The 18454-nt window shown below is 70.8% G+C and carries 15 protein-coding genes; 5 read left to right on the top strand and 10 right to left on the bottom strand.

Annotated elements, in window-relative coordinates; translation table 11 throughout:
* Nucleotides 1-2: 2 nt before the first annotated feature.
* A complete protein-coding gene (locus tag ACN20J_RS41300; RefSeq protein WP_364184166.1) occupies nt 3-2693 on the bottom strand; it encodes an ATP-binding protein in 2691 nt (896 codons plus the stop codon).
* A gap of 225 nt (nt 2694-2918) precedes the next feature.
* Here ACN20J_RS41300 and ACN20J_RS41295 point away from each other — a divergent pair, with 225 nt between their 5' ends.
* From ACN20J_RS41295 to ACN20J_RS41285, 3 genes are read left to right on the top strand one after another with little or no spacing between them, the layout of a single operon-like run.
* Nucleotides 2919-4223, top strand: coding sequence for an MFS transporter (locus ACN20J_RS41295; protein WP_190227365.1), 1305 nt, complete (start codon nt 2919-2921; stop codon nt 4221-4223).
* Nucleotides 4224-4227: 4 nt separating this feature from the next.
* Nucleotides 4228-5421: an anhydro-N-acetylmuramic acid kinase gene (locus ACN20J_RS41290; RefSeq protein WP_419667939.1), complete on the top strand. Its 1194-nt coding sequence runs from the start codon at nt 4228-4230 to the stop codon at nt 5419-5421.
* Between the two features lie 54 nt (nt 5422-5475).
* On the top strand, nt 5476-6438 hold the full coding sequence (locus ACN20J_RS41285) for a DUF2510 domain-containing protein (protein WP_419667938.1): 963 nt from the start codon (nt 5476-5478) through the stop codon (nt 6436-6438).
* A gap of 198 nt (nt 6439-6636) precedes the next feature.
* Here ACN20J_RS41285 and ACN20J_RS41280 read toward each other — a convergent pair whose 3' ends face one another.
* A complete protein-coding gene (locus ACN20J_RS41280) occupies nt 6637-7278 on the bottom strand; it encodes a TetR/AcrR family transcriptional regulator C-terminal ligand-binding domain-containing protein (RefSeq protein WP_419667937.1) in 642 nt (213 codons plus the stop codon).
* 247 nt (nt 7279-7525) lie between these two features.
* On the opposite strand from ACN20J_RS41280, the gene ACN20J_RS41275 reads away from it, so the two are divergent.
* Together ACN20J_RS41275 and ACN20J_RS41270 are read left to right on the top strand one after the other, a co-directional pair.
* A complete protein-coding gene (locus tag ACN20J_RS41275) occupies nt 7526-8401 on the top strand; it encodes a phosphatase PAP2 family protein (RefSeq protein ID WP_419667936.1) in 876 nt (291 codons plus the stop codon).
* Nucleotides 8398-9408, top strand: coding sequence for a DMT family transporter (locus tag ACN20J_RS41270; RefSeq protein WP_361919787.1), 1011 nt, complete (start codon nt 8398-8400; stop codon nt 9406-9408). Before ACN20J_RS41275 ends, ACN20J_RS41270 begins: the two co-directional genes overlap by 4 nt.
* Nucleotides 9409-9492: 84 nt before the next feature.
* On the opposite strand, the gene ACN20J_RS41265 is transcribed toward ACN20J_RS41270, so the two are convergent.
* The 8 genes from ACN20J_RS41265 to ACN20J_RS41230 all read right to left on the bottom strand — a co-directional run bounded on the left by ACN20J_RS41265 (nt 9493) and on the right by ACN20J_RS41230 (nt 18312).
* On the bottom strand, nt 9493-10398 hold the full coding sequence (locus ACN20J_RS41265; RefSeq protein WP_419667935.1) for a phospholipid scramblase-related protein: 906 nt from the start codon (nt 10396-10398) through the stop codon (nt 9493-9495).
* An 86-nt stretch (nt 10399-10484) separates the two neighbouring features.
* Nucleotides 10485-12533 carry a phosphocholine-specific phospholipase C gene (locus tag ACN20J_RS41260; protein ID WP_419667934.1) on the bottom strand — a complete coding sequence of 683 codons (2049 nt, stop codon included), beginning with the start codon at nt 12531-12533 and terminating at the stop codon, nt 10485-10487.
* 181 nt (nt 12534-12714) lie between these two features.
* Complete coding sequence (locus tag ACN20J_RS41255) at nt 12715-13767, bottom strand: 2-aminoethylphosphonate ABC transporter substrate-binding protein (protein WP_190227357.1); 1053 nt, start codon at nt 13765-13767, stop codon at nt 12715-12717.
* Between the two features lie 63 nt (nt 13768-13830).
* Nucleotides 13831-14628: an ABC transporter permease subunit gene (locus ACN20J_RS41250; RefSeq protein ID WP_419667933.1), complete on the bottom strand. Its 798-nt coding sequence runs from the start codon at nt 14626-14628 to the stop codon at nt 13831-13833.
* The gene (locus ACN20J_RS41245) at nt 14615-15433 is read right to left on the bottom strand and encodes a 2-aminoethylphosphonate ABC transporter permease subunit (RefSeq protein WP_419667932.1); all 819 of its coding nucleotides are present in this window, start codon (nt 15431-15433) and stop codon (nt 14615-14617) included. Before ACN20J_RS41245 ends, ACN20J_RS41250 begins: the two co-directional genes overlap by 14 nt.
* The gene (locus ACN20J_RS41240; protein ID WP_419667931.1) at nt 15426-16493 is read right to left on the bottom strand and encodes an ABC transporter ATP-binding protein; all 1068 of its coding nucleotides are present in this window, start codon (nt 16491-16493) and stop codon (nt 15426-15428) included. Before ACN20J_RS41240 ends, ACN20J_RS41245 begins: the two co-directional genes overlap by 8 nt.
* Nucleotides 16490-17179: a phosphonatase-like hydrolase gene (locus ACN20J_RS41235; RefSeq protein WP_419667930.1), complete on the bottom strand. Its 690-nt coding sequence runs from the start codon at nt 17177-17179 to the stop codon at nt 16490-16492. Before ACN20J_RS41235 ends, ACN20J_RS41240 begins: the two co-directional genes overlap by 4 nt.
* Before the next feature lie 8 nt (nt 17180-17187).
* Nucleotides 17188-18312 (bottom strand): TIGR03364 family FAD-dependent oxidoreductase, encoded by a 1125-nt coding sequence (locus ACN20J_RS41230; protein ID WP_419667929.1) that lies wholly within the window; start codon nt 18310-18312, stop codon nt 17188-17190.
* Nucleotides 18313-18454 lie beyond the last annotated feature (142 nt).

Below are 18454 nucleotides of genomic sequence, written 5' to 3'. Positions count from 1 at the left end.
GGTCACCGGGGACGGGGCACCAGACCCGAGTGCAGTGCCAATGCCTCCCGGGCCTTCGTCACCAGGCCGTCCGCGCCGCAGGTCCGCGCCAGTGCCAGACCGCGGGTCAGCTCCGTGACGGAGTGGGACGCGATGCCGTACTCGACGCGGGCCGCCGCATGCTCGTAGGCACAGGGTGAAGCCTCCAGGTACGCGACCGCCTGGGCGAGCAGCGTGACCGAGCGTCGGCCGGTCTCCAGAGCCGCGGCGCACCGCAGGGCCTCTCCTATCGCGCTGTCCGTGCCGAAGCGTTCGGCCTGGATGCGGGCGTCGGCCGCCACCTCGGCGGCACGCCGCGGGTCGGCGACAGCGAGGGTGCGGGCCAGATCTCCGGCCCAGGGCGCCATCACCGTGTTGTGGCCGCCGCGGGCCACGGACCTCTTCTCCGCGGTCTCCAGCTCGTTCACGCCCTCCTCGACGCGGCCGGTGGCGATCAGCAGGCGGCCCCTTATCGAGTGGGTGTCCGGCAGGACGGTCGTGGACGGGTGGGGCGGTTCGAAGGAGTACCGCTCGGCGATCTCCTCGGCCGCGCCCACATGGCCGCGGGCGAGCAGCGTGTCGATGAGCATGCACGCCGCCGACCAGTGCATGGGCAGACCCTGGCCCACCCGGTCCGCGAGCCGCAGTGCCTCGCGCAGGGACTCCTCCGCGTCCACGAGGCGGCCCCGTCTGCGGAGCACGTATCCGCCGAAGGCGTGCGCGACGGCCAGATGACCGCCGCTCCACCCGGCGTGCTCGTACGTCCGCTGGGCCTCCGTGAAGAGGCTCTCGGCGCGGTCGAGGCGGTCCGCGAACGCGTAGGAGATGCCGAGCATCATCAGGAGCTCGAAGCTCCACTCGGTGTCGGTCCACCCGAGGCCCGGCGCGAGGCGGCCGTTGACGAGGGCTCGGTCACAGTGCTCGACGACCTCCTCCGCGTTCTCCCCGCGGGTCATCCCGTCGAAGGCGCGCAGGATGAGCAGGGCGCGCTCGGAGTTGTCGCGGCCGGTGAGCGGCTTGACGAGCTCGGCGAGGCGGCGGGAGCGGCCGGGCGCGTCCTCCTCGGCGACGTGGACGCCCTCCCACATGTAGTGCACGGCCTGCAGGCGCATACGGGCGGGGCCGGGCTGGAGCCGGTCGGCCTCCGCGTCGACCGCGGCGACGGCCTCCTCCGGCTGGTCGTTGTGGATGAGTGCGGAGGAGAGCCGGCAGACCGCGTCGACCCGCAGTTCCTCCTCCAGGCCGTGCAGCGTGAGTGCCTGCCGCAGATGCCCGATCGTCGTCGCGGGCGAGGTGAGGAGCGTGGCGCAGCCCAACTCGTAGAGCACGCGCGCGTGGACCTCAGGAAGCGGCGGTTCCAGCAGGGCGCGCTCCAGACAGCGGCGGGCCGCGTCCGGGGCCCCGACGGCGAGGTGCTCACGGGCGGCCTCGCGCATCTGCTCGACGAGTTCGGGGTCGTCGTCCGGATGTACTTCGAGGAGGTGGCGGGAGGCCGCGGCGGCGCCGAGGCCCGACGCGGTGACGACCGAGGCGGCCACCCCGTGCATCGCGGTGCGCAGCGCGTCCGGGATCGAGCGGTAGACGGCGGTGGCGATGAGCGGGTGGACGAACTCCAGGTCCCCGTCCTGGACTTGACCGGTCGTCTGGTCGGCCTCGGTGAGGATGCGCGCCGCGCCGAGGAGCGCCGCACAGCGCTCCGCCTCGTCCCGCGGCATTCCGGCGAGCTCGGCCGCCAGTTCCAGGGAGATCTGCGTGCCGAGGATGGCCGCCGCCCAGGCGAACCGGGTGGCGTCCACGCCGAGCCCTTCGAGCCTGTCGACGAGTCCCCGGCCGCGCGCCGAGCGGTTCAGCGCGCGTAGTTCGGAGGCCGACTCCTCGACCGGTTCGAAGTCGCTGTCCTGGACCTTGGCGAGGAGCTCCACGGTCTCGTACGGGTTGCCGCCGGTGACGGCCCAGACCTCACGGCAGAACGGGACGTCGGCGTGCTCGCCGAGCGTGGCGCGGGTGAGTCCCGCCGTGGCGTCCGGGGTCAGCGCGCGCAGGGAGGGCATCGCGCCGGCCAGGGCGCCGATGGCGTCGAGGTGGCGGGCGCTGTCGCCGGTGGCGTCGCCCGGGCGGCGGGCGACCAGGACGAGGACGGGCAGGTCGTCGAGGCGCTCCGCGAAGGCGGCGAGCCAGTGCAGGCTCTCCTGGTCGGCCCAGTGCGCGTCGTCGACGAGCAGCACCAGCGGCCACTCGCGTCGGGCGAGCCTGCGCACGGCCGCGACCAGTCCGTCGCACACGCCCTGCGGGTCGGCCTGGCGGTCGCCCGATTCGGCGATCCCGAGGGCGGGTCCCGCGATGTCGTACCAGTCGCCGAAGTACTCACGCGCCTCGTCGGGCATCAACGCCACGAGCGCCGGCTGCAGCAACTGCCGTACGACGTTGAAGGGAACGGACGTGATGGTCTCGCCACCGCGTGCCGACCACACCGTGCATTTGCGTGTCTCCGCGATCCGGCGCGACTCGGCGAGCAGCGCGGTCTTGCCGATGCCCGCCTCTCCGGTGAAGACCAGAAGGCTGCCCGAGGCCGAACCCGCGCACAGCGCGTCGACTGCCTCCGCGACCGCGGCGAGTTCCGCGTCGCGCTCCCAGAGGGGTGCCGAGGCGGCCGTTCCCGGCCGTGCCTCCGTCATCCCGCTACCTCCCCAGGTCGCCCAAACGACGTACAGACCTTGAGCCTAGCCCTCCGGAAGACACGATGGAGCCTGGTCGGGACACCTGCTGACACAACGAGTGACGCCGACGGCCCGAAGATGACCGACGACACCGCCGACCGGCCCGGGTGAAAGTTATTGACAGTCAAAAGCCGTGAACTGAAACTAACTTTCCAACATCGTCAGGGCGGCGGGAGGAACGGCATGGGCGCTCCGGTGCACGGCTCCGGCCTGCGGACCGACCGGCCTGAGCGCTCCCGCAGAGCGCTGGTCGCGGGGTCCGTGGGCAACTTCATCGAGTGGTACGAGTTCGGTGTCTACGGCTACTTCGCGACGGTCATCGCGGCCCGGTTCTTCACGCCGGAGGGCGGCAGCGAGGTCGAGGCACTGGTCAAGACATACGCGTCCTTCGCGCTCGCGTTCTTCTTCCGGCCCGTCGGCGCCGCGCTGTTCGGGCGGCTCGGCGACCGCGTCGGACGCCGGCCCGTACTCATCATGGTCATCGTCCTGATGACGGCCGCGACGACCTTGATCGGCGTGCTGCCCACGTACGACACGGTGGGTGCCCTCGCGCCCTGGCTGCTGACCTTTCTGAGGGTCCTTCAGGGGCTGTCCGCGGGCGGGGAGTTCGGGGGTGCGGTGTCGGTGATGACGGAGTTCGCGCCACCGGGCAGGCGGGGCCTGTACGGGTCGTGGCAGTCGTTCACGGTGGCGCTGGGGCTGTTGGGCGGGGCGGGAGTGGCCGCGCTGCTGGCGACCGTGCTCAGCGAGGGGCAACTGGGCGACTGGGGCTGGCGGTTGCCGTTCCTGCTGACGCTGCCGATGGGGCTCGGAGCGCTGTGGCTGCGCCTGCGGCTCGACGAGACCCCGTCCTTCGAGTCGCTCCGGGAGGAGCCCCTGCCGGAACGGCCACCGGGGCGTGAGGTGGCGAAGGCGATCGCGCTGGGCGCGGGGCGCATCATGGGCTGGGCGGCGGCCGGTTACACGTTCCTCGTCGTGCTCCCCTCATATCTGCAGAGTTCACTGAACGCCACGTTCCAGCAGGCCCTGGTCGCAACTGTCCTCGCCAACCTGGGCTTCGCGGCCACGATCATCCCTGCGGGCCTGCTCAGCGACCGGATCGGCCGACGGCCGGTGATGCTGACGGGCGCGCTGCTGGTCACCGTCCTCGCGGTCCCGCTGCTCAACCTCCTTCAGAACACGGGCACTTCGAACGCAGTGAAGGGCGGGGCCGTGTTCGTCGCGGGCGCCGTCGTGGGGCTGATGGCGGGGCCGGGCCCCGCGATGCTCTCGGAGATGTTCCCGACGAGCGTCCGCTACACGGGGCTGGGACTCGCCTACGCCCTGTCCAATGCCGTGTTCTCGGGCTGCGCGGGCCTCATCATCACGGAGACCATCAAGCGGACGGGAAGCGTGGACATTCCGGCGTACTACGCGGCCGTGACCTGCGCGGTGAGCGTGCTCGCGCTTCTGACGCTCCGTAAGGAGCCGGTACAGGGAGGGAGTTGAACGGATGCGGGTGATCGGCCTGATGTCCGGCACGTCGTACGACGCGATCGACGCGGCGGCGGCCGACCTGCGGCTCGACGGGGACAGTCTGGTGCTGCGGCCGCTCGGCATGGTCGGCGACGCGTACGGGGCCGAGGTGCGCGAGGCCCTCGCGGCGGCGCTGCCTCCGGCCGCCACGACCCTCGCCGAGGTGTGCCGCCTGGACACGCTCATCGGGCAGGCCTTCGCCGCGACCGCCCTCCGCGCCGACCGCGAACTGTGCGACGGACGAGCCGAGTTGGTGGCCTCGCACGGCCAGACCGTCTACCACTGGACCGACGGCGGGCAGGTGCGCGGCACCCTGCAGATCGGTCAGCCCGCCTGGATCGCGGAGGCCACCGGGCTGCCCGTGGTCGCCGACTTCCGGCCACGCGACATCGCCGCCGGCGGCCAGGGGGCGCCCCTGGTGAGCCTCTTCGACCTGCTGTGGCTGCGCGGCAGGCCGGGCACCCCGGTCGCGCTGAACCTCGGCGGCATCGCCAACCTCACCGCGCCCGACGGCACCGCCTTCGACACGGGTCCCGCGAGCGCGCTCATCGACGCGGCCGTCCACCACTTCACCGGCCGCGCCTACGACACGGACGGCGCGCTGGCCGCCCGCGGCAGGGTCCACGAGCCGCTGCTGAGCCGGCTCCTCGACGAGCCGTACTACGCGCTGCCCGCCCCGAAGACGACCGGCAAGGAGCTGTTCCACCGGGACTATCTGCTGGCGGCTCTGGCTGACCCCGCTGTACTGGCTACGGCGGTCGATCCGGCGGCTCCGACGGACACCGGCGTTCTCTCGCACCAGGACGTGATCGCCACCCTCACCCGGCTCACCGCGCGCACGGTCGCGGACGCCGTCCGGTCCGTGCGGGCCACCGAGGTCATCGCATCGGGCGGCGGCACGCGCAATCCCGTCCTCATGGCGATGCTCGCCGAGGAGTTGCCGGGGGCCCCGGTGCACACCTCCGACGCGCTGGGCCTGCCGTCGGCGGCGAAGGAGGCGTACGCGTTCGCCGTCCTCGGTTTCCTGACGCTGCACGGTCTCGCGGGCACCGATCCGAGGAGCACCGGCGCCCGGCATCCCAGCGTGCTGGGCTCGGTGACACCGGGGCGGGACGGGCTGCCACGGGTGCCCCGGGGCTTGAAACAGCCGGTGCGGCTGGTGATTGGGTGAAATGAATCCGGATCCTCTCATCCGGCTTTCACTCGCGCCTCATACGGTGGACCCATGACGCAGGCGACTCCCCCCGGCTGGTATCCCGACCCCGGGCAGACAATTGACGGCCCCGCAACGCAGCGCTGGTGGGACGGTAGGACATGGACGGACCAGACCCGCCCAGCGGAGTCCGGTGCCATTTGGGGTCCTCCGGCGTTCTCACCGGGCTCGCCCTATCCGGGCGCGCACCCGGGCGGCCCACGACGCAAGGCACGCACGGCGATAGCCGTCGCCGTCGCCGTGGCGGTCCTCGCCGGCATCGGCGGCGGGGTGTACGCGCTGACCTCGGACGACGGCTCGGACAACACCAACTCGGCCAACACCCAGCCGGTGCCGACCCAGCCGGGCGGCCCGCAGGGGCAGGACGGCGGCGGCCAGGGCGGCCCCGGTGCCCCGGAGGGCGGCGAGTCCGAGGTCCCGCAGCCGCTCCCGTCCGAGGAGGGCTACGCCACCGACCCGATCAACGGCATCAGCCTGCCCGTGCCCGACGGCTGGAGCGGCTCGACCATCCAGGTGGGCGCGCAGGTGACGACCAAGGGCTCCTACAAGTGCCCCGGCGACGCCTCGGCGGAGTGCAGCCTCGGCGGCGCCTACTCGGCCCCCGCGCTCGCCCTGGAGCTCAAGGCCACCACCGCCGAGGCCGCCGCCAAGGAGGACATCTCCAAGAACGCCGAGGAGTCCTACGGCGGCAAGAGCTACGGCAAGATCACCTCGCACGACGAGCTCTCGTCCAAGGCCGTGACCGTGGCCGGGCAGAAGGGCTACGCGGTCCGCTGGAAGGTCGTCACGAGCAAGGGCGACGACGGCTACGTCGAGTCGCTCGTCTTCCCGGCGCCCTCCAACTCCAAGCAGCTCGTCGTCGTGCGCTTCGGCATCGATGTCAGCTCCAAGGCCCCCAAGCAGTCGGTCATCGACGAGATCACCAAGGGCATCAAGGAGGCCGCGGGCGGCGGCGGCAACGGGCAGAACGTGTAGGACGTGTAGGACGTGCAGAGCATGTAGGACGTACGGCGGTCAGGGCCCCGGGCCTTGGCCGCACACCAATCGGCCGGGTGGAGCGCCTCTCCGCTCGAGAGGAACCCCACCCGGCCGGGGGGTGCGCGCCGCCCCCGTCCCCACGGTGCGGCGCGAGCAGGTCACCGTCCAGTCATCCCATGGACGGCGGCCTGGGTCTCAGATGGTGTCCGGCGGCCCGGTGGCATCCGACAGCCCCAGGGCCGGCAGCAGGGCCACCTCCACATAGCGCAGGAGGTAGTCGGCGTCCGCGGGGCACCCCTCCAGGAGGGGGCGGACGCGGAGCACGCCGAGCAGTTGCGCCGGCACGAACTCCAGGACCGGATGGTCGGCCGTGATCTCCCCGCGTTCGACCGCGCGCCGGACCATCCCGCGGAGCGCCTCCAGTTCGGGCTCCACCAGTGCGTCGCGCAGCGCGAGCTTCAGCTCCTCGTCCTGCATCACGGACTGGCCGAGCGCCTGCAGCAGCCTGGTGTCCTCGTCCGACCGCTCACCCGCCGTGCGCGCGACCGCGCGCAGGTCGCCCGCGAGCGAACCGGTGTCGATACCGATGAACTTGGGACAGTGGTTGGCCCGCAGCGCGGCTGCCACGAACTGCGGCTTCGTCTTCCACTGCCGGTAGAGCGTGGACTTGCTGCACCGGGTGCTGGAGGCGACGCCCTCCATGGTCAGCGCGTCATAGCCGCACTCGCGGATCTGGTCGAGCACGGCGTCGAAGAACTCCTGCTCACGCTGAGGCGTGATCTTGGAGCGGCGCGAGGCGACGACCGTCTCCGGTTCGTCCGCTGCCTGCGACGTCATGGCTCTTCTCCTCGCTGGTCCCGGCGGCCCCGTGCGGGCCCGCTTCCCGTGTGCTCCCCAGTGTGGCCCTCGGCCGGCCCTCAGTGTGGCGTAAGTCCTATCGATACGCCAGTGTACCGGAACGCGAACGTATCGGTACACTGGCGTATCGATGAGCCTTGGACAGGACCCACCCCTGTGTCGAGTGGATCCCCTCCTGGGCTCACCACGCACCAGCACGACCAGAACGTCAGCAAGGGGGCCGGGGATGGAAAGCCGATCCGAGCCTGCAAGAGAAGGGGAGGCCGCGATACAGCGGCCGCCCCTCGTCCGTGAGCTCCTGCTCGTCGCGGGGCTCTTCCTCGTCTACAAGCTCGGCCGGCAACTGGCCACGGGCCACACCGGTGAGGCCTTCGACAACGCGCACCGGGTCTGGGACCTCGAACGGTTCCTGCGTCTGCCCGGCGAAGGCGACGTACAGTCGGCGCTGCTGCACAGCGACACCCTCGTGCACGTGGTCAACACCTACTACGCGACCGTCCACTTCCCCGCCACCGCGGCCTTCCTGATCTGGCTGTACCTGCGGCGGCCCGGGCACTACGTGTGGGCCCGCCGGGTGCTCGCCGCGGTCACCGCCGCCGCCCTGGTGGTGCACCTCACGTTCCCGCTCGCCCCGCCCCGCATGCTCGCCGCGACGGGCCTCGTGGACACCGGCCAGGTGTACGGACCCACGGTGTACGGCGCCTCGCCCGAGACCGACTCGCTGTCGAACCAGTTCGCGGCGATGCCCTCACTGCACTTCGGCTGGGCCCTGATGGTCGCGATCGGCCTGATCGCCGCGACCCGGTCCCGGTGGCGGTGGCTCTGGCTGCTGCATCCGCTGGTCACGCTGCTGGTGATCGTCGGCACGGCCAACCACTACTGGCTCGACGCGATCGTCGCGGCCTCGCTGCTCGGCATCGCCCTCGCCGTGATCCGCGCACCCCGCCGGACGGCGGCACCGACGGCCCCCACCCGGGAGCGCGTGGGCGCCGGCGGCTCCGTACTGGAAGGGCCGCAGACACCGGACGGACCCGGCGGGCCGGGCGGGCCGGGGACACCCGGCGCGCAGGACGCTCCGGAGCTCGTGGGAGCCGGACGATGAGCGCCACGCTCGTCGCCGTCGTCCTGTCGCTGTTCTCGGCCGTCGCGTACGCCGCCGCGGCCGTGGCCCAGCAGCGGCTGGCCGCACGGACCCCCGACTCCGGGGTGCTCCGGCTGCTCGGCAGCGGTGCCTGGTGGTGGTCGGTGGGCCTCAACGCGGCGGCGGCGCTGCTGCACGTGGCCGCCCTCAAGTACGGGCCCCTCACGCTGGTCCAGCCGCTCGGCGCGCTCACGCTCGTCGCCGCGGTGCCGCTCGGCGCGCGGATGGCGGGGCGGCGCGTCACCTTCGTCGAGTGGCGCGGTACGGCGCTGACGCTGGCCGGGCTCGCGGCCCTGCTGGTCACGGCGTCCGGGCCCGCACCGGACGATGTGCTGAGCGTCCCGCAGGCGCTGGCCGTGGCGGGTACGACCATGGCACTCGTCGGCGTACTGGCGAGGCCGGGCACCCGCCCCGGACTGCGGCACGCGACCTCGTCCGGCTTCGCCTCGGGTGTCGCCTCGGCGCTCACGCAGACCGTCACGGTCGCCGCGACGGACCGCTCGGAGTCTCTGCTCAGCGGGCAGGTGATCGTGGTCGCGCTGCTGGTCGCCGCGTTCGCGACGGGCGGGCTGTTGCTGTCGCAGACCGCCTACAAGGGCGGGCTCGGCGCTCCCCTCGCGGTGGTGACACTGGCCAACCCGATCGCCGCCGCGGTGATCGGCCTCTCGCTGCTCGGCGAGCGGCTGCAGGGCGGCGCGGCGGGACTGCTGCTCGCGCTGGCCGGGGCGGCGGTCGCGGCCTGGGGCGTGGTGACACTGTCGCGCGCCACGCCGCAGCCTTCGGCGGTGGAATCCCCGACCCTGACGGCGGAATCCCTGACAGCCACTCCGCCGGAGCCTTCGATGGAGACCTCGGTGGACGAGGAGCACCCCGTGGCCGCCGTTCTCGCCCTGGAGCCCGGATCGGCGTTGAACGAGCCGTCATTGCTGCCTCGGCAGCCGAAGCCCGGGCGTCTCACCCCGCTGTAGACCGGCCACGACGGAATGTGGGAGGGGCGGCCGCGGATGTCCGCGACCGCCCCTCCCACACGACGAACATGACGAACCGATTCGTCAGCCAAGCCCTCGGTTGTCCTGCTTGAGCGCCGTGTCGACGGTCAGCGCCGTCGCTATCACGAGGCTCAACAGGGGCTCGGGGAGCTGGTAGTGCAGCTGCAGGACGTAGTTGTCCGCCGTCGTGAACATCGTCTTGGCGAGGCCTTCCCAGGTCTTGGTGATCCGGGCGACCTCGTTGTCGGCGTGATCGACGATGGAGAAGTTCCAGGCGCGCCAGTTCTCCGCCTTGATCGCGCCGACCTGCTTGCCGTCGACCTTGATCGCGAAGTTGATCTTCCCGACCATGTTCTGCTGGGCTATCTCACCGACCGGCGAACCGTCCGGACGCGCCACGAGCACCCGCGACTTCATGAACTTGCGGGGCCGGGTCAGCAGCAGCTGCGGCTGGCCGTACGCGTCGCGGATCTCCAGCTTGTGCGTCATGAACTGGTCGAGGCTCGCGAAGAAGCGCAGCACCTTCTTGAGCGCGCTCTGTCCGACCTGCACCACCGCGCCGAGCTGGTTGCCCTGCTGGTCCATGACCTTGTACTCGTTGGTCAGCTCGATCAGCTTGGCCTTCTGGTTCACCACCAGGACCGGCTCGGTGAACAGCGTGCCCCCGCCGGCGGTGTTCGGTGCGACACCGGCCTGCTGATGCACCTGCTGCTGCACGCGCGGGTCGAACCCTCCCGCCTGCTGCGGAACCTGCTGCGCCGGCTGCTGGTACACAGCCTGCGGCTGCTGCACAGGCTGCTGCTGCACGGGCTGCTGCTGCACGGGCTGGACCGGCTGAGCGGCCTGAGCCTGCTGCTGGTCCTGGTTGGTGTGCTGGGTCCACTGAACGCCGTCCCAGTAACGCAGCGTCTGGGGCGCACCCTGAGGATCCGGGTACCAACCTGCAGGAGTGTTCGAATGCGTGGTCACCGGGGCACACTACCCCGGGCCCACCAGAACCTGACCAGTCCGTGCGATGTGGGACTCATCGCATCTCCTGTGGCGAATCGCATCGTCTACACCCTGGCGATCGCCGGGTCGCTGACGCCCACGCGGCCGTTCTCGACGTGCCCGGCGAACCGGCGCAGGAACGAACCGTCCGCGTCGGACACGGTGAGGTCGTACCAGCGCTTGCTCGCCCCCAGGTCCACGGTGTGCCTGACGGTGGCGCCGGACCGTACACGGATCGACTTGGGCCTGCCGCCGTAGCCGTTGGTGAGCTTGAGCTCGGCCGTGCGGGACCCCTTGTTGGTGAAGGTCAGCTCGATGTCGTCCCCGTCATGACGGGCTGTGACCTCGGGTCCGGCGGTCTTGCCCGGGCCCTTGAAGACACGTACGAAGCCGTTGGGCCCGTGCACGGTCAGGTCGTACGAGCCGTTCGAGTAGGCGGAGTTCCAGGTGTCCGAGACGCTCTTGCCGGCCTCGGTGGTGTAGGTCCAGGGTCCGTCGGTGCGGCTCCCGGAGGTGACGTGGAAGGAGGCGCCGGCCTTCTTGCCCGAGGCGAAGGTCAGCGTGAACTTCCCGGCCTTCGGGTCCACCGAGCCGTCGATCCACGGTGCGTACCGGAGGGGGCGGGCGGGCCGCTGACCGCGCTCCTGCTTGGGCAGCTTGGGATCCGCGGGCGGGGTCGGCTTGTAGTCCGGGTGCCGGTCCTTGTCCGGCGGCTCGTACGCGTCGGTGTCCGGGAGGTCGGCCGGCCTGCTGTCCTTGCGGGAGAAGTCGAAGGCGGCGGTCAGGTCGCCGCAGATGGCCCGCCGCCAGGGCGAGATGTTCGGCTCCTCGACGCCGAAGCGGCGCTCCATGAACCGGATGATCGAGGTGTGGTCGAGGGTCTCGGAGCAGACGTAACCGCCCTTGCTCCAGGGTGAGACGACGAGCATCGGCACGCGCGGGCCGAGCCCGTACGGTCCTGCGACATGGGTCGAGCTGCCCGCGAAGAGGTCCGGGCCGACGTCGACGGTGGACTTGCCCCGGTCGGCGTCGCGCGGCGGCAGCGGCGGGACGAGGTGGTCGAAGAAGCCGTCGTTCTCGTCGTACGTGATGAACAGGGCCGTCTTCGCCCACACCTTGGGGTCGGAGGTGAGCGCCTCCAGGACCTGGGCGATGTACCAGGCGCCGTAGTTCGTGGGCCAGTTGCCGTGCTCGGAGAACGCCTCGGGGGCGGCGATGTACGAGACCTGCGGCAGCCTGCCGCCCTTGACGTCGGCCCGCAACTGGTCGAAGAAGCCCTCGCCCTTGCGGGCGTCAGTGCCGGTGCGGGCCTTGTCGTACAGCGGGTCGCCGGCCTTGGCGTTGCGGTACTTGTTGAAGTAGAGCAGCGAGTTGTCGCCGTAGTTGCCGCGGTACGCGTCCTGGATCCAGCCCCAGGAGCCGGCCGCGTCCAGGCCGTCGCCGATGTCCTGGTAGACCTTCCAGGAGATCCCGGCCTTCTCCAGGCGCTCCGGGTAGGTCGTCCAGTCGTAGCCGACCTCGTCGTTGCCGAGGACCGGCCCGCCGCCCTTGCCGTCGTTCCCCGTGAAGCCCGTCCACATGTAATAGCGGTTCGGGTCGGTGGAGCCGATGAACGAACAGTGGTACGCGTCGCAGACGGTGAAGGTGTCGGCGAGCGCGTAGTGGAACGGGATGTCCTCGCGGGTCAGGTACGCCATGGTCGTGGCGCCCTTCGCGGGGACCCACTTGTCGTACTTGCCCCCGTTGTAGGCGGCGTGCCCGTCGGGCCAGCTGTGCGGCAGGCCCTCCAGGAACTGCATGCCGAGGTCGTCGACCTCCGGGTGGAAGGGCAGCACGTCCTTGGTGCCGTCCGACTGGTGCCACACGGATTTGCCGTTGTCGAGCGTGACCGGGTGGGGGTCGCCGAAGCCGCGGACGCCTCTCAGCGCACCGAAGTAGTGATCGAAGGAACGGTTCTCCTGCATAAGGACGACGATGTGCTCGACATCCTCGATGGTGCCGCGGTGATACCCCGCGGGGATGGCCGCGGCCTTGGCGATGCTCTCCGACAGCGCGGTGAACGCCGCGGTGCCGCCTGCGAGTTGGAGGAAACGGCGCCGATTCACTTCGGGCATGTCAGGTGACCTCTTGTCCTGATGGGGTAACTGAGGGCGAGTACGTGATGGAACGTGCGCGAATGGAGTGTTCCAAGAGCAACAAACGTCAGGGAAGGGGCGCGTGGCATCTGTGTGAAACACGGCGGTACGTGAGGTGCGCGCCCGGATCACGGTGCCGCGGTCCGCCTTCGGAAAACGGTCAGCTGCCGGTCGCGTCCTTCCAGTCACCGACGTACGACGTGAGGTTCTTGTCGATGTCGGCCCAGTCGGGCTCGAAGACCTCCACGCCGTCCATGAGCTTGGTGAGGGCGATCGCGTTGGCGTCGGTGGGCTTGGTGTCCTGGCGGGCGCTGAAGCCGCCGCCGATCTCGCTGACCTGCTGCTGGGCCTTGCGGCTGAGCATGTAGTCGAGGAGCTTCTTGGCGTTCTCGCTGTGCGGGGCTCCGGTGACGAGCCCGGCCGCGTAGGGCAGGGCGAAGGTGGTGGGCCTGCCCGTGCCGGTCGCCGGGAACCAGATGGCGAGGTTCGGCATGGACTTGGCCTGGGCGAAGTTCATCTGGACATCGCCGTTCGCCACGAGCAGTTCACCCTTGTCGACCTTGGGCGCGAGCTTGCCGGTGGAGGCGGACGGGCCGACGTTGTTGGACTGCAGCTTGGCGAGGTAGTCCATGGCGGCCTTCTCGCCGCCGAAGTCGTGCATCGCCTTGATCAGTACGGCGGTTCCGTCACCGGCGACACCGGGCGTGGAGTACTGGATCTTGTCCTTGTACTCGGCGTCGAGGAGCTGCTCCCACGTGGTGGGGGCCTGCTTGAGCTCCTTCTTGTTGTAGATGAACCCGAAGTAGTTGTTGACGACGGAGGTCCAGGTGCCGTCGGCCCCCTTGTCGGCGCCGTCGACCTGGTCGGATCCGGCCGGGGTGTACTTCTGGAGCAGTCCCTTGCCGTCGGCCTGCTGGATGAACGGCGGGAGCGTGACGAGCACGTCGGCCTGCGTGTTGCTCTTCTCGCGGACGGCGCGCTGCACCACCTCGCCGGAGCCGCCCTCGACGTACTCGACCTTGATCCCGGTGTCCTTCTGGAAGTCCTTGAAGACCAGGTCGTACCAGCCGTCACCGTTCTCGCCCTTGAGGCCGTCGGCGCTGTAGACGGTGACGACCTTCTCGTCGGAGGCGGCGGAGGTGCCTCCGCAGGCGGTGAGCGGGGCGGCGAGGAGACAGAGGGCGGCGATCGGGACGAGCCTGTTCCTGGACATGGCGAGGTGAACTCCTTGCGCTGAAAGGGCTGTTCAACTGAATGGGCTGTTCAGGGGATGAGGTCAGCGGTACGAGGCTTTGGTGCGTACGCGGGAGACGGCGAGCAGGGCGATCAGCGTCGCCGTCATCAGGACCACGGCGAGCGCGGAGCCGGCGAACAGGGCGCCGCGGTCGGTGGCCGCGTAGATCAGGACCGGAAGCGGGGTCCAGCCGGGCGGGTACAGCATCATCGTGGCGCTCAACTCGCCCATGGAGAGGGCGAAGCAGAGGCCGGCGGCAGCGGTGAGCGAGGGCAGCAGCAGGGGCAGCTTCACTCGCCACAGGACGTAGGAGGGGCGGGCGCCGAGCGAGGCCGCGGCCTGCTCGTACGCCGGGTCGAGCCGGGCGATCGCGGCCGACACGGACTGATGGGCGAACGCGGTGACGAGGACGGCGTGCGCGAGGATCACGATCGACCGGGTGCCGTTGAGCAGCAGCGGCGGCTTGGAGAAGGCGACGAGGATCGCGAGCCCCACGACGACGGAGGGCACGGCGACGGGCAGCACGAACAAGGCGTCCAGGAACCGGCGTTGGCGTCGCTTGAGTCCGGATGCGGCGAGGGCGGCCCAGGTCCCGACGGCAAGCGCGAGCAGGCTCGCGGCGAGCGCGGTGATCAGGCTGGTGGTCAGCGCCTGGAGGGCCTCGCCGCGGGTGGCGGCGTCGTAGTGCCCGGTGGTGAAGCCGGACGGCAGGACGCTCGACCAGTTGGTGGCGAACGACGCGGCCAGGATCACCAGCAGAGGCAGGGCGAACAGCGGGAGGAAGAGAACGAGGAACAGGGCCCAGGCGGCCCACTTCCCTTTCCTGCTATGCACCAGCACGACGGCTCACCACCCGGTAGAGGCCGTAGAGCCCCACGGAGATCAGGACATTGACGACGGCGACCACACACGCGCCCGGATAGTCGGACTCCAGGATCGCCTTGCTGTAGACGAGCATCGGCAGGGTCGTCACCCCTTTCGCCCCGGTGAAGAGCACGATCCCGAACTCGTTGAGGCACAGGACGAGGACGAGACTCCCGCCGGCCGCGAGCGCGGGCAGCGCCTCCGGCAGGATCACCGTCCGGATGATCCGCGCGGGCCGCGCACCGAGACCTGCCGCCACCTCCAGCTGCGCGGTGTCGAGCTGCGAGAAGGCGGCGAGGAGCGGCCGTACGACGAAGGGCGTGAAGTACGTGACCTCGGCGAGGAGCACGCCCCACGGCGTGGTCAGGAACCGGAACGGCCCGTCCGCCGCGCCCGTGACGTCCGCCCAGAGGCCGTTGGCCATGCCGACGGTCCCGTAGATGAAGAGCAGGGCGAGCGTGATCAGGAAGGACGGGAAGGAGAGGAAGACGTCGATGAACCTGGCGACGCTCCGCGCCCCCGGGAACGGCACGAACGCGATGATCAGCGCCAGCACGAACCCGAGCACCAGACACCCGACGGTCGCCCCGACCGCCAGCCAGACGGTGGTCCACAGGGCTTCGCGGAAGGCTTCGGAGCCGAGGACGTCGGAGTACGGCTGGAGCGAGGTCCCGCCGGTGTCGGGCTGGAAGGACTGCTGGACGACAAGGGCGAGGGGGTAGAGGAAGACGAGAGCCAGGACGGCGACGGGGGGCGCGACCCACAGCAGCCGCCTACTCATCGGTGACTCCGGCGGGGGTGACTCCGGCGGGCAGGAGTGTCGCGTCCTCGGGTGCGAAGTGCAGCGTCACCGCGTCCCCGTGAGCCGGCGGAGCCTTGAGTTCCCGCAGGTCCGCCATGAGCCGGTGGCCGTCCACGTCGACGTACAGCCGGTGGGTGGCGCCCCGCCACTGGATCTCGTCGACGGTTCCGGCGAGTTGGTTGGGGCCGGAACCGAGGCCGACGAGGTGAGGGCGTACGCACAGGGTGGCCTGCGCGCCGGGCGCGATCCCTTCCGTCCCGACCTCGACCTCGCGCCCGCCGAAGGAGACGCCGCCCTCCCCCACCGTCACCGGCAGCAGATTGGCGTTGCCCACGAAGGAGGCCGTGAACTCGGTCCTCGGCGCCCGGTAGAGCTGGTGAGGAGTCCCGCAGTCCTGGAGCCGGGCCCGGTCCATCACCGCGATCCGGTCGGCCAGCGTCAGCGCCTCGACCTGGTCGTGGGTGACGTACAGGATCGACACATCGGGCAACTCCCGGTGCAGCCGGGCGAGTTCGGCCAGCATCCCGGAGCGCAGCCGGGCGTCCAGCGCGGACAGCGGTTCGTCGAGGAGCAGTACGCCGGGCCGGATGGCCAACGCCCGTGCGATGGCGACGCGTTGCTGCTGACCGCCGGACAACTCCCGGGGATGGCGGCGGGAGTAGGCCGACATGCCGGTCATCTCCAGCGCCTCGGCGACCCGCCCGCGTATCTCGCTCTTCGCGACCTTGCGCGCCTTCAGTCCGAAGGCCACGTTGTCCTCGACGCGCATGTGCGGGAACAGCGCGTACTGCTGGACGACCATCCCGATCCCCCGCCGGTGCGGGGGCAGTTCGGTCACATCGCGCTCACCGAGGTACACCCGCCCGGAGACGGGCCGCACGAACCCGGCGACCGCCCGCAGCGCGGTGGTCTTGCCGGACCCGGACGGCCCGAGCAGGGCCATCACCTCGCCGGGCTCGACGGTGAGGTCGAGCGCGTCGAGGACGACGTTCCCGTCGTAGGCGACCGTCACCGAGTCGAAGCGGATGCCGCTGCTCATGCGAGGGCTCCCGGCAACTCCGCCACGGAATGCAGCACTTGGGTGGCCCCGGACGCCCGCAGCGCGTCCTCGTCGTGCGCGCCGGTCAGGACACCCGCGACCACGCCCGCCCCCGAACGGACCCCGCTGAGCATGTCGTACGAGGTGTCGCCCACGACGGCGATCTGCCGGACGTCGTCCGCCGCCGCCGTCCGCAGGAACGCGCTGAGAACCATGTCGGGGTAGGGGCGCCCCCGGCCTCCGGCGTCGGCTGGGCACAACGTCAGGGGTACCAGGTCCTGCCAGCCGAGCGCGGCCAGGATCGCGTCCTGCGTGGTGCGCGCGAAGCCGGTGGTCAGTACGACCGTGCGGCCCTGGGACCTGAGCTGCTCGACGGCCTCGCGCGCACCGGGGATCGGCGCGACGAGCCCGCCGTCGACCAGCTCCGCGTACGCCTCCTCGAAGGCCCTGTTGGCCTCCTGCGCCTTCGTCTCCTCCCCGAACAGATGCCGGAAGACGGAGATCTTGGACTCGCCCATGGTGGCGCGGACGTAGGCGAGTTTGTCGGCGTGGTCGGGGCTGCCGGGCTCGACGCCCAGTTCGGCGGCGGCCGTCGCGAAGGCCCGCTCGACGAGGCCGCCGTCGGCGACGGTGGTGCCGGCCATGTCGAGAACGACGAGACGGATGTCGTGGTTCGTGTGGGTCATGAGGGGTGTCACCAGCCCAGTTCGTTCGCGGTCGTCTCGGCGATCGCGGGCGAGCAGGTCATGCCGCGCCCGCCGGGCCCGGTGACCAGCCACACCCCGTCGCGCACCTGCTGCCGGTGCACGACCCGGCTCGGGTCGGTGCACTGCGCGTACACCCCGGCCCAGCGGCGCCGGATCTTCGGCAGCGGGCGGCCGAGGAACGACTCGACGACCTCGGTGAGGTGGTCGTAGGGGTCTTCGAGGGTGTCGAAGGCGAAGGGGTGCTCGTACTCGTGGGTGTCGCCGATGGTCAGCCCGCCGTCGGCGCGCTGAACCATGAGCAGTTGCATGCGGTGGTCCGCGGCCGTCCGTGCCTGGGGCTGACGGGCGTTGAACTCGTCCAGGGCCGCGGAGTCGTACGCCGGGTAGTAGCGGAAGCTGTCGGCGTCGGCGACCGAGGTGGTGAGCGGCTCGCCCAGCGGGTCGGTCTGCATCATCTGGAGTCGTACGCGGCGGACGGGCAGAGCGGGTCCGGCCAGCTCACGGACCAGGCCGCCGAGCCACGCGCCCGTGCAGAGGACGACGACGTCCCCGGTGTGCACGTCCCCGTGGTCGTCGCGGACGGCGTGGTGACCGATGACCTCGCGGACCTCCCTGCCGGGCAGGAACGTGTACCTCGGCGACTTCAACAGCTCGGCGCGCAGGGCGAGTTGTGCGGTGCGCGGCTCGACGGCCGCGTCCCGCTCGCAGTACAGGGCGGCGCTGAACTCGCCGCGCAGGGCGGGGTTCAGGGCCCGCGCCTCGTCGGGGGTCAGCAGCTTGTAGCCGCGGGCGGGTGCGTCCTCACGGGCCACGGCGGCCTCTGCGACGGCGAGTTCGAGGTCACCGCGGACGGGGGTCAGCGAGCCGTTCGGCCGGAAGCCGAGTCCGGGGATCCGGCTGCCGATCTCCTCCCACAACTCCCGCGCCCGCAGCGCGGTTTCCAGTTCCTCGCCCCCCGCGCGGCCACTCACCCAGATCTGGCCGAAGTTGCGCAACGAGGCGCCGCGAGCCTCCGCCTCGCGCTCGATCTGTACGACCTCATGGCCGCGTTCCACTGCTTGCCAGGCGTGCATGGTGCCCACCACGCCGGCTCCGACGACTATCACTCTCACGACGGCCACGCTCCTCGGGATCGGGGAACCGGAAGGGTCCGGCTCACAACGGGAGCGTGAACCGGCTATCACATTTGGGCTAGACCCGTTATCTATTCGTGATAATAAAAAGGGGTCGAGAGAAGGTGCGGAGGGGGTGTTT

Source organism: Streptomyces sp. 2-1, assembly GCF_048564895.1.
Classification (GTDB): domain Bacteria; phylum Actinomycetota; class Actinomycetes; order Streptomycetales; family Streptomycetaceae; genus Streptomyces; species Streptomyces phaeochromogenes.
Note: the sequence above shows the minus strand (reverse complement) of the source record. Positions and strands in the feature narration are given on the sequence as shown.

Coding starts and splice junctions, on each gene's coding strand:
- ACN20J_RS41300 (WP_364184166.1), bottom strand. CDS start 2,693: ATGACGGAGGCACGGCCGGGAACGGCCGCCTCGGCACCCCTCTGGGAG.
- ACN20J_RS41295 (WP_190227365.1), top strand. CDS start 2,919: ATGGGCGCTCCGGTGCACGGCTCCGGCCTGCGGACCGACCGGCCTGAG.
- ACN20J_RS41290 (WP_419667939.1), top strand. CDS start 4,228: ATGCGGGTGATCGGCCTGATGTCCGGCACGTCGTACGACGCGATCGAC.
- ACN20J_RS41285 (WP_419667938.1), top strand. CDS start 5,476: ATGACGCAGGCGACTCCCCCCGGCTGGTATCCCGACCCCGGGCAGACA.
- ACN20J_RS41280 (WP_419667937.1), bottom strand. CDS start 7,278: ATGACGTCGCAGGCAGCGGACGAACCGGAGACGGTCGTCGCCTCGCGC.
- ACN20J_RS41275 (WP_419667936.1), top strand. CDS start 7,526: ATGGAAAGCCGATCCGAGCCTGCAAGAGAAGGGGAGGCCGCGATACAG.
- ACN20J_RS41270 (WP_361919787.1), top strand. CDS start 8,398: ATGAGCGCCACGCTCGTCGCCGTCGTCCTGTCGCTGTTCTCGGCCGTC.
- ACN20J_RS41260 (WP_419667934.1), bottom strand. CDS start 12,533: ATGCCCGAAGTGAATCGGCGCCGTTTCCTCCAACTCGCAGGCGGCACC.
- ACN20J_RS41255 (WP_190227357.1), bottom strand. CDS start 13,767: ATGTCCAGGAACAGGCTCGTCCCGATCGCCGCCCTCTGTCTCCTCGCC.
- ACN20J_RS41245 (WP_419667932.1), bottom strand. CDS start 15,433: ATGAGTAGGCGGCTGCTGTGGGTCGCGCCCCCCGTCGCCGTCCTGGCT.
- ACN20J_RS41240 (WP_419667931.1), bottom strand. CDS start 16,493: ATGAGCAGCGGCATCCGCTTCGACTCGGTGACGGTCGCCTACGACGGG.
- ACN20J_RS41235 (WP_419667930.1), bottom strand. CDS start 17,179: ATGACCCACACGAACCACGACATCCGTCTCGTCGTTCTCGACATGGCC.